General features: G+C 71.7%; 13 protein-coding genes. 7 read left to right on the top strand and 6 right to left on the bottom strand.

Features of this window, described 5'->3' with window-relative positions:
• Positions 1–35: 35 nt before the first annotated feature.
• Genes BR70_RS0110155 through BR70_RS0110145 form a run of 3 tightly spaced genes read right to left on the bottom strand, consistent with a single transcriptional unit; the run spans position 36 to position 2870 of the window.
• A complete protein-coding gene (locus BR70_RS0110155; protein ID WP_051596819.1) occupies positions 36–1097 on the bottom strand; it encodes a DUF2891 family protein in 1062 nt (353 codons plus the stop codon).
• Positions 1084–2166, bottom strand: a complete 1083-nt coding sequence (locus BR70_RS0110150; protein WP_027465971.1) for a DUF979 domain-containing protein — start codon at positions 2164–2166, stop codon at positions 1084–1086. Before BR70_RS0110150 ends, BR70_RS0110155 begins: the two co-directional genes overlap by 14 nt.
• A complete protein-coding gene (locus BR70_RS0110145; protein WP_027465970.1) occupies positions 2163–2870 on the bottom strand; it encodes a DUF969 domain-containing protein in 708 nt (235 codons plus the stop codon). The genes BR70_RS0110150 and BR70_RS0110145 overlap by 4 nt, the downstream gene beginning before the upstream one ends.
• A gap of 97 nt (positions 2871–2967) precedes the next feature.
• Here BR70_RS0110145 and BR70_RS0110140 point away from each other — a divergent pair, with 97 nt between their 5' ends.
• Positions 2968–3612: a GntR family transcriptional regulator gene (locus tag BR70_RS0110140; RefSeq protein WP_027465969.1), complete on the top strand. Its 645-nt coding sequence runs from the start codon at positions 2968–2970 to the stop codon at positions 3610–3612.
• Positions 3613–3694: 82 nt separating this feature from the next.
• On the opposite strand, the gene BR70_RS0110135 is transcribed toward BR70_RS0110140, so the two are convergent.
• On the bottom strand, positions 3695–4273 hold the full coding sequence (locus BR70_RS0110135; protein WP_027465968.1) for a TetR/AcrR family transcriptional regulator: 579 nt from the start codon (positions 4271–4273) through the stop codon (positions 3695–3697).
• A 300-nt stretch (positions 4274–4573) separates the two neighbouring features.
• Between BR70_RS0110135 and BR70_RS0110130 the strand changes: the two genes are divergently transcribed.
• From BR70_RS0110130 to BR70_RS0110120, 3 genes are read left to right on the top strand one after another with little or no spacing between them, the layout of a single operon-like run.
• The gene (locus BR70_RS0110130) at positions 4574–6040 is read left to right on the top strand and encodes a DUF6421 family protein (protein ID WP_027465967.1); all 1467 of its coding nucleotides are present in this window, start codon (positions 4574–4576) and stop codon (positions 6038–6040) included.
• Positions 6037–6720, top strand: coding sequence for an SDR family NAD(P)-dependent oxidoreductase (locus BR70_RS0110125; protein ID WP_027465966.1), 684 nt, complete (start codon positions 6037–6039; stop codon positions 6718–6720). The genes BR70_RS0110130 and BR70_RS0110125 overlap by 4 nt, the downstream gene beginning before the upstream one ends.
• A gap of 4 nt (positions 6721–6724) precedes the next feature.
• Complete coding sequence (locus BR70_RS0110120; protein WP_027465965.1) at positions 6725–7798, top strand: threonine aldolase family protein; 1074 nt, start codon at positions 6725–6727, stop codon at positions 7796–7798.
• A gap of 54 nt (positions 7799–7852) precedes the next feature.
• On the opposite strand, the gene BR70_RS0110115 is transcribed toward BR70_RS0110120, so the two are convergent.
• Positions 7853–9346 (bottom strand): CitMHS family transporter, encoded by a 1494-nt coding sequence (locus BR70_RS0110115; RefSeq protein WP_051596817.1) that lies wholly within the window; start codon positions 9344–9346, stop codon positions 7853–7855.
• A gap of 153 nt (positions 9347–9499) precedes the next feature.
• Between BR70_RS0110115 and BR70_RS0110110 the strand changes: the two genes are divergently transcribed.
• From BR70_RS0110110 to BR70_RS20435, 3 genes are read left to right on the top strand one after another with little or no spacing between them, the layout of a single operon-like run.
• Complete coding sequence (locus BR70_RS0110110; protein ID WP_027465963.1) at positions 9500–11209, top strand: sensor histidine kinase; 1710 nt, start codon at positions 9500–9502, stop codon at positions 11207–11209.
• Positions 11206–11868: a response regulator gene (locus BR70_RS0110105; RefSeq protein ID WP_027465962.1), complete on the top strand. Its 663-nt coding sequence runs from the start codon at positions 11206–11208 to the stop codon at positions 11866–11868. The genes BR70_RS0110110 and BR70_RS0110105 overlap by 4 nt, the downstream gene beginning before the upstream one ends.
• 6 nt (positions 11869–11874) lie before the next feature.
• A complete protein-coding gene (locus tag BR70_RS20435) occupies positions 11875–12138 on the top strand; it encodes an SdpI family protein (RefSeq protein WP_331279983.1) in 264 nt (87 codons plus the stop codon).
• Positions 12139–12190: 52 nt separating this feature from the next.
• Here BR70_RS20435 and BR70_RS0110095 read toward each other — a convergent pair whose 3' ends face one another.
• Positions 12191–13462, bottom strand: a complete 1272-nt coding sequence (locus BR70_RS0110095; RefSeq protein ID WP_035808730.1) for an endo-1,4-beta-xylanase — start codon at positions 13460–13462, stop codon at positions 12191–12193.
• Between the last annotated feature and the right edge of the window lie 190 nt (positions 13463–13652).

Here is a 13652-nt window from a genome sequence, read left to right as displayed (position 1 = left end):
CGTGTCCGGCGACGACCAGCGCTCCCGACGAACGATCAGCGGGCGGCGTGCTCCCGGGCCTCCATCGCGTCCCAGGCGAAGCTCGCCAGCCAGTGGGTGGAGTAGTACTCCTCGCCCACGCTCGCCGCGAGCCCGGAGGCCAGCAGCCGATCGGCCGCGTCGTCGAGCAGGTCCGCGATCCCGGTGCCGGAGTCGTCCGAACCGTCGGCGCGGAGTGCGTCCGTGATGCGCCGGGCCGAGCCCGCCCGCGACAGGTCGAGCCCGAACAGGTGCACCTGCTGCGGGTCGTTCTCGTCACGGACCACCGTCGACCGCAGGATCGCGTCGCCCGGCTGCACCGCGGCGAAGAAGCCGCGCGCCCACGTGGTGAACTCCGGGGCGGGCAGCACCGCCCGCATCAGGTCGGCTTCGGCGAGGCCCGCGGACAGGAAGTCGTGCCCGCTCCGCTCCCAGGCGAACGGCCACCCGGCGTCCGCGCCGAACCAGTCCTTCGCAGCCCCCTCGACCGCTGCCGCCAGGGCCGGACGGTCGAGTGACCGGGCGGCCTCGAGCACGAGCAGCAGCCCGAACGCCGAGTTCGAGTGCACGCCGTGCCGGACCGGGTGCGCGGCGCCGTCGATCCACCGGACGACCAGGTCTTCGAGGACGTCGACGACGGGCGCGAAGCCCGGCGCCAGTGCCCGGACCGCGGGCGCCTCGGACGCCGTCACCTCGGCGGCGAGCCGCGCGAGCCAGGCCCAGCCGTAGGGGCGCTCGTAGTGCGGCGTCCCACGCAGGTAGGCCGCCTCGGTCGCCAGGTGATCCGTCGTGAGGTGCGCCTGCAGGATCGAGGTGAGCCGGGCCTCCAGGTCGGTGGGCAGGCCGTGCGCGACCAGGCGCGCCGCGAGCCAGTGCATGTGCACCGACGAGTGCCAGTCGTACGACGTGGCGAAGGCGGGGTGGAGCTCGACGGGCAGTGCCCGGTCGTCCGGCCCGGACGTCGCGTGGTGCGCGGCGTAGGGGTACTCGCGGGTCGTGTTGTCCGCGGCGACGGCCGCGAAGCGGTCGGCCCACGCGGCCCGGGTCAGGTCGATCGGGGCGGCATCAGAATGCGACAAGGTACATGACTCCCATGTTGACGACGAGCAGGATGGCGGCGGTGGGGATCTGCGCCTTGATCGGGCCGTACTTGTCCCGCATCTCGAGCAGGGCGGCCGGCACCAGGTTGAAGTTCGCGGCCATCGGGGTGACGAGCGTGCCGCAGAAGCCGGCGAGCATGCCGATCGCGAAGATCGCGGCGGGGTTGCCGTCGAAGCCCTGCACCAGAACGGGCCAGCCGATCGCGGCCGTCATGATCGGGAAGGCGGCGAACGCGTTGCCCATGATGATCGTGAACAGGGCCATGCCCAGGCAGTAGATGACCACGGCGGCGAGCAGCGAGCCGTCGGGCAGGACCGACTTGATGATCGTGCCGACGGCGTCACCGACCCCGGCCTGGGTGAAGACGATGCCGAGCGTCGAGAGCATCTGCGGCAGCAGCGCCGCCCAGCCGATCGCCTGCAGCAGGCGACCGCCCTCGCGGATCGGGGTGGCGATCTTCGGCGGGCGCAGGACGAACACGGCCACGACCACGGCGAGCACCGAACCGATGCCCAGACCGGTCAGGGTCGCACTGCCCTCGGCGAGGAGCGGTTCGCCACCGAACGAGACGAGGGGGCCGAGCGTCGCGACCAGCACGGCGACCACCGGCACCACGAGGGCCGGGATGAAGAGCCGGTTGCCGTACTTCGTCGCGAACGCGGCGCGCTCGTCCGGGCTGGTGGTGGCGAGCACACTCGTGCTGCCGCTGCCGGCGTTCGTGATCTTCTGCGTCACGCCGGTGGGTTCGGCGGGGCCGGTCTCGGCACCCGTGCCCGCGCCGGGGATGCTCGCGACCCGGGTGCGGCTCGTCGTGCCGGTGAATCCGAGTCCGGCGAGCGCGACCATCACGAGGACGGCGATCCCGAGCGTCCAGGCCGGCACGGTGCCGGCGGCGACGAAGGTGCCGTAGAAGAACGACAGCCCGAGGATGCCCCAGAACGCCGCGTTGCCCAGGCGCTTCGCGTGCGCGGTGTCGGTGACGATCAGGACGGCGACGGCGATGAAGAACGCGCCGATGAGCCAGTAGAGCCATTCGCTGGTGATCACGCTGCTGCCCCCAGGGTCGGGGCGTCAGCACGGGCGTCCGCCGCCATCTTGTCGAGTCGGCGGTCGAACAGCAGCAGGCGTCCGCCGTGCACGATGAGCGCCGCGATGCCCGTCGGGATCGCCCACAGGGCCAGGTCGATCGGTTCGAGCGACAGCCCGTAGGTCGAGTCGACGAACGTCGTGATGAGCAGGATCGAGCCGACCGCGACGAAGACGTCCTCGCCGAAGAACACACCGACGGTGTCCGACGACGCCGAGTAGCCCTTGATCTTCTCGCGCATGCGGTCGTCGATCCGCCCGTACTTCTTGGTCGCCGCGCCCTCGGCCATCGGGTACACCAGCGGGCGCACCGTCTGCGCCGGCCCACCGATGCTCGTCAGGCCGACCGCAGCGGTGACCTGCCGGATCACCAGGTAGCCGGCGAGCAGGCGACCGGTCGTGAGCTTGTCGAGCTTCGCGATCAGGCGCTTCGCCTGGTCCTGCAGGCCGTAGCGCTCGATCAGACCGATGACGGGCAGGACGAGCGCGAAGGTCGTGACGGACCGGCTCGAGGCGAACCCGTTGCCGAACGCGTCGAGGATGCCGACGGGACCGATCCCGCCGATGGCCGCGGTCACGATGCCCGCGACCGTGACGACGAGGAGCGCGTTGATGCGCAACGCGAAGCCGACGATGACGACGGCGACGCCGATGAGGACGAACATGCGGGACAGTCTGGACCGCATTGTTCAACAATCGCAAGAGCCGGTTCCGCTCTGTAACACGCCCTTCACAAACGCCACCCGTGCCAGGATCGGTGCCATGACCCGAACCGTCGGCGGCGCTGACTCCACGGCCACGCGGTTGCGCACCATGATCGCGTCGGGTGGGTTCTCCCCCGGGGCGCAGCTGTCCGAGGAGCGGTTGAGCGACCAGCTCGGGGTCTCACGGAACACCCTGCGCGAGGCCTTCCGGCTGCTCGCCCGCGACCGTCTGGTCGAGCACGTGTTCAACCGCGGGGTCTTCGTCCGCCGGCTCTCCGCCGCCGACGTCACCGATCTCTACGCGGCTCGGCGGGTACTCGAGGAGGCAGCCGTCCGCGCCTGCACCCCCGACGCACCGGCACTCGCCGAGGCCGCCGCAGCGGTCGCCGACGCCCGGGCAGCAGCGTCCGCGGGCGACTGGGGTGCGGTCGGGACCGCCGACATCCGGTTCCACGCCGAGCTCGTGCGCGCGGTGCCGAGCGAGCGGATCCACGCCCTGATGGACGGCCTGCTCGCCGAGATGCGGCTCGCCTTCCTGACCACCGCGGACCCGGCCTCGTTCCACGCCGACTTCGTCGAACGCAACGACGCGATCGTGTCCGCGTTGCGCGGTGGCGACCAGGACGCCGCCTCGGCGCTGCTCGCCGACTACCTCGACGACGCGGAGCGGACGCTGCGGGTCGCCGCCGACGCAGCCGACTGAGGGGCGGCCAGGAGGCCCGGTGCGGCCCCGTCCCGCACGCTCGGTCCCAGCGCCCTCACGCTGGTGCTCGCGGACCCTTCGGTCAGGACTTCCCGCCGAGCAGGGCGGCGACCGCGTCCACCACGACCTGGCGACGCCGCGGCGGCGTCACGGCCTGCACCAGCGGCTCGTACTCCGGAGCGGTCGCGCTCCAGAACGCCGCGGTGTGCAGCACGAGCCCGAGCAGCACCGCCGGACGGAACGCCCGCGGCAGGACCCCGGCACGCTGGGCGTGCTCGACCTCGGCCACCGCGTCGGCGTAGCTCGTCGCGACGGACTCGAGCGGGACGTCGGCGCGCTCGAGCCGGTGCCACGTCGCGAGCCGCTGGGCCCAGGGGCGACGGACGTACGAGTCGTGCACCCGACCGGCCCATGCGGCGAGGTCGGCCGTGTCGAGCGGGGCCTCGGCGAACGTCTCGGTCACGGTGTCGGCGACGAGCGCGTCGAACAGCCCCTCCTTGCTGCCGAAGTAGTGGAAGACCTGCGCCTTGTTGCTCGACGCTGCTGCACCGATCCGTTCGACCCTGCCGGCGGCCAGTCCGACCGCGGCGAACTCGTCCCGCGCAGCGAGCAGGAGCCGGGCGCGCATCGCGTCAGCGGCTGGGGGCGTGAATCGGGCCATGGCCACCACCGTACCGATCACACGGCAGCCGAGCCGTCGATGCGGACCAGCGCGCGCAGCAGCCCTGCCCCGAGGCCAGTCGACAGCACTCCCCGGTCCCTTCCGGAGATCCCAGCCACGCGGAGCGACGGTTCCCTGCGCGGCTCGCGTGGATGCCCGCGCGAGCGCCGTGACGACGCACGATTCCACCGGAGATGGGCAACTTTGCGTCCCCCGAACTTCCCTAGGCTCGAGACGATCCGGTAACGCGCACCACTCGTCCGCAGATCCGCGGCCGACCCCAATGACGGGAGGTTCGACATGTCCCAGTTCGTCCAGAAGATCTCGCAGGACGCCATCGTCGGAGAGCCCGAGGTCGTCGAGGACCACCTGTCGGTGCGCGAGATCGCCGCCCACCCCGCCTGGCTCCGGCTCAAGCGTGCAGTCGTCGCCCTGCAGGCCCTGCAGACGCGGGACGGCTCCGTCCCCGAACCGTCCGACCACGCCGCTGCCGCCGGTCACGTCGCGGTGATCGTGCCGGCCGTCGCCGAGCTCGCACCGCACTTCCCGCACGACGCCGCGTTCCTGCAGGTGCTGCAGCACGACTTCGCTCGCTGGCAGGAGCAGGGCTTCGGTGTCCCCGACTTCCTCGACTCCCTCACCGCGTTCCAGCCGCAGCAGCACCGCGTCGACGGGCTCGGCCACCTGGTCGTGTTCCCGATGGTCACGCAGAACGGCAGCACCTCGCGGTTCGTCGAGGCGGTCCTGGTCGAGGTCATCTGGCCGGAGTTCATCGCCGAGCTCGAGGCTGGCGACCACGGCAACGCGTTGTTCGTCGCGCTGCGGTTCGTCGACTTCACCCCGGGGTACGACACGAACTCGGCGGTGCTGTTCCCCGAGACCGTCGCGATGCGCACGGTCCCCGCCTTCACGTGGGGCGCGATCTTCCAGGACCGCGAGGCCGCCCGCTACCGCCGGGTCGTCCGTGCCGCCGCCGACGTCACCAAGCTCGAGCTGCCGGCCGAGGCCGCTGCGATGCTCGACGACCAGCAGCTGACCGAGCGGGTCTTCGTGATGTGGGACATCATCCACGACCGTTCGCACATGCGCGGGGACCTGCCCTTCGACCCGTTCATGATCAAGCAGCGGATGCCGTTCTTCCTCTACTCGCTCGAGGAGCTCCGCTGCGACCTGACCGCGTTCCGCGAGTCGGTGCGTCTGGAACGCGAGCTGTCCGCCGGACCCGACGCGGGCCTCCAGGACGCGCAGCGCGCCATCCGCGACCACGCGCGCCTGGTGCAGTACGCGGTCGTCTTCGACCGCATCTTCCGCTTCGCGATCACCGGCAGCCGCGTCCGCAACTACGACGGACTCGGCGGCCAGCTGCTGTTCGCCTGGATGCACCAGCACGGCGTCCTGCACTGGACCGACACGCAGCTGACGATCGACTGGCCCGAGGTGCCGGACGTGATCATCGCCCTGAGTGACGAGATCAACGAGCTCTACCGGCGCTCGATCGACCGGCCGAAGTCGGCGCACTGGCTCGCCGCGTACGAGATGCTGACCCGCACGCTGACGCCGCACCCGGCGTCGAAGTGGGCGCGTGGGCTGCCCGACGAGACGCTCGCCGGACCGCCGCGCGGCTACACCGACGCGGTGCTCGACGACGAGTTCCCGCTGTCGATGTTCTACGAAGCCCTCGACAAGAAGATGGCGACCGTCATCGCGTCCACCGCCGGCATCACCGGCACCACGGACGCCGAGCTCGTCGGCGAGGCCGCCGCGTGACCGACGGCTCGGTGGCCGGTCGCCTGGTGCTGATCGCCGGTGCGACCAGTGCCAGCGGCGCGGCCGTCGCGCGCGCACTCACCGCCGCCGGTGCGTCCGTCGTCGCGGTCGGCACCAGACCCGACGCCCTGGAGGCCCTGCGCGCGTCCGTCCCGGGCGTCACGACCCGCACGTGCGACCTGTCGGACCTCGGTGCGGTCACCGCGTTGGCCGACGACGTCCACGCGGACGCCGGCCGCGTCGACGGACTGGTCCACCTGGTCGGCGGGTGGCGCGGCGGTGGCAGCATCGTCGGCCAGTCCGACGCGGACTGGGACTTCTTCGACCGCGCCTTCCGGACCCTGCGGAACACGACCCGGGTCTTCCACGACGACCTGGTGGCGTCCCCTGCCGGACGGCTCGCGTTCGTGTCGTCCACCGCGGTCGACTCCCCCACCGCCGGCGCCGCGAACTACGCGGCGGCGAAGGCCGCGTCCGACGCCTGGGTCCGGGCCGTCGCGCAGGGGTTCCGGAAGGAGGCGCCGGAGACCGCCGCAGCCGCAGTGTTCGTCGTCGGCGCGCTGTCCGGCCTCGAAGCGCGGCTCGGCGCCGAGGTCGTCCGGCTCTGGGACACCCCATCGGCCGACGTCAACGGTGCCCGCATCCCGCTCACGGCGCCTGATCCCTCGAACCTAGGATGAACGAGTGACCCTCCGACTGCACGACCTGGACCTGCGGGGCTTCGCCTCGGACAACTACGCCGGCGTCCACCCCGAGATCCTCGCCGCCATCGCCGCGGCCAACGACGGCCACCAGATCGCCTACGGCGAGGACGTCTACACCGCACGTCTCAACGAGGTGATCCGCGAGCACTTCGGGTCGCAGGCCGAGGCGTTCCCGGTCTTCAACGGCACCGGCGCGAACGTCGTCGGCCTGCAGTCGATGCTGCCGCGGTGGGGAGCGGTCGTGTGCACTGCGACCGCGCACATCCACACCGACGAAGCCGGTGCGCCCGAGCGCGTCGCCGGCATCAAGCTCCTGCCGGTCGAGGCGCCCGACGGCAAGCTGACGCCCGAGCTCATCGACCGCGAGGCCTGGGGCTGGGGCGACGAGCACCGCGCCCAGCCGCTCGTCGTGTCGATCACGCAGACCACCGAGCTCGGCACCGCCTACACGGTGGACGAGGTCCGGACGATCGCCGACCACGTCCACTCGCTCGGCATGAAACTGCACATGGACGGCGCCCGCATCTCGAACGCCGCGGCGTCCCTCGGGGTGCCCCTGCGCGACTTCACCACCGACGCCGGTGTCGACGTGCTGAGCTTCGGCGGCACGAAGAACGGCATGCTCTACGGCGAGGCGATCGTCGTGCTGAACCCGTCGGCGTCCGAAGGGTTGCACTACCTGCGCAAGATGAACATGCAGCTCTCGTCGAAGATGCGGTTCGTCTCCGCCCAGCTCATCGCCCTGCTCAGCGACGACCTGTACCTGCGCTCCGCGGGGCACGCCAACGCCATGGCCGCCCGACTGCGCGGTGCACTGGAGGCCGGCATCGCCGACGGCACCATCCGCGGTGTCGGCTTCAGCCAGCAGACCCAGGCGAACGGCGTCTTCGCGACCCTGCCCGCCGGGGTGGCCGACCGGCTGCGGAAGCACTTCCGGTTCTACGACTGGGACGCCAGCCGCAACGAGGTGCGGTGGATGTGCGCGTACGACACCTCGGAGCAGGACATCGACGACTTCGTCGCGGCCCTGACGCGGGAGCTCGACGCCGCCTGAGCTGGTCGGGCCCGGCCCGGTCGGGCGCGCGCCGAGTCGGCACCGGCGGTCGGTTCAGCCGAACGGGATGACCCGCACGACGATCGCCACCACGAGCATCGCCATCGCGACCACGGCGGCCCGCCACAGCACCTTCCGGTGGTGGTCGCCGAGGTTCACGTTGGCCAGCGACACCAGCAGCAGGATCGCGGGGACGAGCGGGCTCTGCATGTGCACCGGCTGCCCGACGACCGAGGCCCGCGCCATCTCGGCCGGCGTGATCCCGTACGCCGCGGCGCTCTCGGACAGCACCGGCAGGATCCCGAAGTAGAACGCGTCGTTGCTCATGAAGAACGTCAGCGGCACGCTCAGCACACCGGTGATGCCCGCCAGGTACGGGCCCATCGAGTCCGGGATCACCGCGACGAGCCAGTCGGCCATCGCCGCGACCATCCCGGTGCCGTCGAGCACCCCGATCAGCACCCCGGCGGCGAACACCATCGACACGACACCGACGATGCTGGGGGCGTGCGCGACGATCTGCGCGGTCTGCTGCTTGAGCTGCGGGAAGTTCACGAGCAGGGCGATCGCCGTGCCGATCATGAACACGAAGTGCAGCGGCAGGAGCCCCAGCACGAGCGCCACCATCACCGCGACCGTCAGCGCCAGGTTGAACCAGATCCGCTTCGGCCGCAGGGTCGGACGGTTCGGGTCGAGCATCGTCTCGGCCATCGTGCCGGTCCCCGTGCTGTCGTCCCCCGGCCCGGTGCCGTCCACGCCCTCGCCGTCCGCACGCCGGCCGTCGGCCTTCCCACCGCGCAGTCCGAGCGCGACCGTGGGGCTCGTGAACATCCCGCCGCCGGTCCCGCCGACCGCCGCGAGCACCCGTGACCCCGCTCGGGCGTTCGCCCGCTCCGGCACCCGCGCGCCCCGAGAGGCCTCGGTGAACTCGATGAGCCCGAGGCGCTTGCGCTCCCGCAGGCCCATCGTCCACGCGAACGTGAAGCACAGCAGCAGCCCCACCACGAGCGACGGCACGAGGGGCACGAAGATGTCCGTCGGGTCGATCTTCAGCGCGGCGGCGGCACGGGCGGTGGGACCGCCCCACGGCACGATGTTGAGCGTGCCGTTCGTCAGACCCGCCACACACGTCATCACGACCGGGCTCATGCCGAGCTTCAGGTAGATCGGCAGCATCGCCGCCGTGACCACGATGAACGTCGTCGAGCCGTCCCCGTCGAGCGAGACCGCACCGGCCAGCAGAGCCGTGCCGAGCACGATCTTCGCCGGGTCGTTGCCGGTCACCCGCAGGATGAACCGGACGAGCGGGTCGAACAGGCCGACGTCGATCATCAGCCCGAAGTACATGATCGCGAACATCAGGAGCGCGGCCGTCGGCGCCAGGGTGCCGATCGCCTCGGTCACCATGTCGCCGAGTCCCAGACCCGCCCCGGCGAACAGTCCGAACACGGTCGGCACGATGATCAGCGCGAGCATGGGCGACATGCGCTTGGTCATGATCAGGACCATGAAGGTCAGGACCATCGCGTACCCGAGGATGACGAGCATCAGGACTCCTTCGTCCGTGTCTGGCAGTCCGGGCACGCTACGACCCGGCCTGGAGGCGCGGCGCGCTTCTGCACATTGGCGCACCATCGCGCGTTGACCGCTTTCTGCGCATTGTGCGCAGGCAGGTCGGCTCGCCCTCCGTACGCTGGGGTCGTGACCGACGACCGTTCACGGCGCCCCAGGCTCCGCTTCGCCACCGAGGTGCTCGTGCTGCAGCTCGCCGTGGTGGTCGCCGTCGTCGCGCTGACCAGTGCCGTGTTCGTCCGGATCGAGGTGACCCGGCTCGAGCGGGCCGCCGAGGGGACCGCCCTCGCGATCGCACAGAGCGTCGCCGCGCAGTCCGACGTCCGGGCAGCGGTCGCCCGGCTCAGCGTCGACGGCACCGACCTCGACCCCGCGGTCCTCGCCGACGGGCCCGTCCAGCGTGCGGCACTCGCGGCCCAGCGTCGGACCGGGGCACTCTTCGTCGTGGTCACCGACGACCGGGGCATCCGCCTGGCCCACCCCGACACCGACCGGATCGGCGAGATGGTGAGCACCTCCCCCGACGCCGCACTCGCCGGCCGCGAGACCGTGTCCTGGGCGCGCGGCACCCTCGGTGAGTCGGCGCGGGCGAAGGTGCCCGTCTCCGCGCCCGCAGCCGGCGGGGCGGAGTCGAGCCGGGCCTCCCGGCAGTCCGCCGTCGTCGGTGAGGTGAGCGTCGGGTTCAACCGGGCACGCGTCTACGACACCCTGGTCGAGGACAGCATGCCGGTGATCGGTGCCGGGCTGGCGGCGGTCCTGCTCGCGGTGATCGCCTCGGTACTGATCCGGCGGCGACTGGTGCGGCTGACGCTCGGGCTGCAGCCGGAGGAGCTCGTGACGCTCGTGCAGAACCAGCAGGCCGTGCTGGGCGGCGTCGGTGAAGGCGTCATCGCGATCGGCCCGTCGGGGGTCGTCACCGTCTGCAACCCCGAAGCCGTGCGACTGCTCGGACTGGCCGACCCGGTCGGCCGTCCGGCGGCCTCCCTCGACCTGCCCGCGCCGCTCGGGTCGATGCTCGCCGCGTCCACCGCGGCTCCGGCGAGCGCCACGATCGTCGCCGGGCACCGGGTGCTGCTCGTCGACGTCCGCACGGTGTTCCGCGACGGACGCGACCTGGGCCGGGTCGCCGTCCTGCGCGACCGCACCGACGTCGAGGCCCTGACCCGACGGCTCGACGCCGTCGGGGCGATGAGCACGGCGCTCCGCGCGCAACGCCACGAGTTCGCGAACCGGCTGCACGCGATCTCGGGGCTGCTCGACATCGGCGAGACGACGCGGGCACGCGCCTACCTGGCGGACGTGCAGGAGCGCGGGCCGCTGCGCTACCCGGTGCAGCACGCCGACCGGTTGACCGAGCCGTACCTGCAGGCGTTCCTCGGGGCGAAGGGCGTCGAGGCCGCCGAGCGCGGGGTGCTGCTGCGGATCGGGGCGGAGACGCTCGTGCAGGGGACGATCACCGAACCGGGCGACGTGACGACCGTGCTCGGCAACCTGGTCGACAACGCGGTGTCGGCGGCCCTCACCGGGGACGAGCAGTCGAGGGACGGCGGATCCCCGTGGGTGGAGGTCGAGGTGCTCGACGACGGCGCGACGCTGCACCTGTCGGTGATGGACTCCGGGCCGGGGGTGCCGGACGATGCCGCGGACTCGCTGTTCGTCCGCGGGCCGGCGGCGGCTCCTGCGTCGAAGGACGTCTCGCAGGTGCACGGGCTCGGGATCGGGCTGCCGTTGTCGCGGGAGATCGCCCGACGGCACGGTGGCGACGTGTGGCTCGCCTCCCCCGGCGGTGCCGACCACGGCGCGGTCTTCTGCGCCCGACTGGAAGGAGTGGTGTCGTGAGTTCCGTCTTCACCGTGCTGGTGGTCGACGACGACTTCCACGTCGCCGACCTGCACCGGCGGCAGGTCGACGAGGTACCGGGGTTCCGGGCGCTCGAACCCGTCGGGACCCTCGCGGCCGCCCGCGCCGCGCTGTCGAGCGGGACCGTGGACCTGGTGCTCGTCGACGTGTACCTGCCCGACGGCAGCGGGCTCGACCTGCTGCGGTCGATCGACGCCGACGCCGACGCCTTCGTGCTGAGTGCAGCTTCGGACTCGGGCACCGTTCGGCGGGCGATGCGCAGCGGGGCACTCGCCTACCTGATCAAGCCGTTCGCGGCCGGGGTGCTGGCCGAGCGGCTGCAGGCGTACGCACGGTCGCGGAACGTGCTCGACGAGCGGTCGACCCTCGATCAAGAGGCCGTCGAGCGGGCGTTCCGGATCCTGCACGCCGGCGACAGCGGTGGGGCGTCGCCGTCCCGGGCGGCCACGGCGGCGCTGGTGCTCGAGCAGCTCGTCGCCGGTGAGGAACGATCCGCCGCGGAGGTGGCTGCGGCGATCGGGGTGTCGCGGGCGACGGCGCAGCGGTACCTGGCGCAGCTCACGGCGGACGGGACGGTGGCGATGCAGTTGCGGTACGGGGCTGCGGGGCGGCCGGAGCACCGGTACGTGCGGCGGTAGCGGGCCCTGCCGGCGCGGGGCCTCATCGGCAGGAACGGACTCGTGGGCATCCGCACCCGGGCGACCATGCGCAGTGACGAGAACTGGATCCTCGGCCACCGAGCAGCGGTCGTCCCGACGAGCATCGCCGGCGGCGCGACGGTGGTCGTGAGCCTGGTCTACATCGCACTCGGACGCGCCGACGACGTTCCCGCGTTCGTCGCGTGCGCCGCGATCCTCGTCGGTGGAGCCCTCTGGGGCGTGGAGGCCGCACGACGCGCGACCAGGTGACGGACGGGAGGCGCGGGGCGGGGCCGCACCGGGCCTCCAGTCCGTCAGGTGGTCACGCGACGATCTGCACCTGCGTGGGCACGTCGGCGACGGCGAACGCCGTGGACGCGCCACGCACGTCGACGCGGTAGTCGCCACGGAAGCCGCGGATCTGCACCCGACCGCGGTCGTCGGTGCGCAGCACCGTCGGGCCGAGCCACCACTCCTCCTTGACCAGGTGGCGGAGGGCCTCGTAGGACGACTTGGGGGTGCCGTCGGCGCGGACGAGTCCGATCGGGGCGCCGAGCCAGGCGCCCGCGTCGGTGATGCCCCAGTAGGTGATCGCCTCGACGGAGGGGTGCCCCACGAGGCTCCGGTAGTGCCGCTCGATGTCGTCGGCCTGGCGCGCCTCGCCCTCGGGCGTCGACGGCCACGAGGCCACCTGGTGGTCGTTGAGGTCGACGATGTGCGCGGGCATGAGGTCACCGGAGACGAGCGAGGTCTCGGTCAGGTGCAGCGGCAGGCCGTAGCGGGCGAACCGGTCGACCATCGCGAGCATCGTGTCCTCGCCCCAGTAGCCCTGGTGCATGTGGGTCTGCAGCCCGATGGCGTCGATCTGCACGCCAGCCTCGAGCACGCCCTCGATCAGGCACTCGTACGCACTCGACAGGTCGAAGTCGTTGAGCAGCAGGGTGGCGTGTGGATTGGCGGCGCGGGCCTCCTCGAAGGCCATCCGGATCATCGGGATGCGGCCCTTGGCCCGAGCGAGCGGGGTGATCGCGTTGTCGCCGTTGTCGAACACCGGCATGATGACGACCTCGTTGATGGCGTCCCAGGTGTCGATCGTGCCGGCGAAGGCGGAGACCTCGCGGCGGATGCGCTCCCGTAGGAGCCGCTCGACCTCGTCCAGCGGCAGCCCGAGCAGCCACTCGGGTTGCACGGTGTGCCAGACGAGCGGGTGGCCCTTCAGGGCGACACCGCGGTCGCGGAACCACTGCGCCGTGGTCAGGAGCCTGGCGGTGTCCGGAGCTCCGCGCTCGGGCTCGAAGCGGCCCCAGTAGAACGGGAGCGTCGCGGTGTTGAAGACGTCGGTGTAGAGGTCGGCGAGGTGCTCGGTGCCTGCTTCCTCCTGCGCTCCGGCGTTGGCTTCGCCGGTCGCTTCGCCGTTGGCTACACCGGTCGCTTCGCCGTTGGCGAGTCCGATGAAGTCGAAGCCGATGTTGCCGAAGGCGAAGGCATGGCGGGTCTGCTCGACGGTGATGTCGGCATCGCGGATGGGATTGCCTTCGGCATCGACGATCGTCAGGGTCGTCTCGCCGAAGCGGTGCTCTGTTGCGTGCGTCATCGCGCGTCCTCCGACATCGTCGTCCGGGATTTGTTGTGCGCGCAAACATAGCAGCGGAGGGCGTGGGCGTCACGCCGTAGGTTGATGGTGTGAACTCGCAGAAGCACTGCGCTCGACGCACCTCACGGTGGACGCCGGTGCTCGTCTGCGTGTTCGGAGCCACGCTTGCGCGGGACGCTGGCCAGATGCT

The sequence above is a fragment of the Curtobacterium sp. UNCCL17 genome, from assembly GCF_000686685.1.
GTDB classification, from domain to species: Bacteria; Actinomycetota; Actinomycetes; order Actinomycetales; family Microbacteriaceae; genus Curtobacterium; species Curtobacterium flaccumfaciens.
The sequence above is the reverse complement of the archived record's forward strand: the minus strand, read 5'-3'. Positions and strand labels throughout refer to the sequence as shown.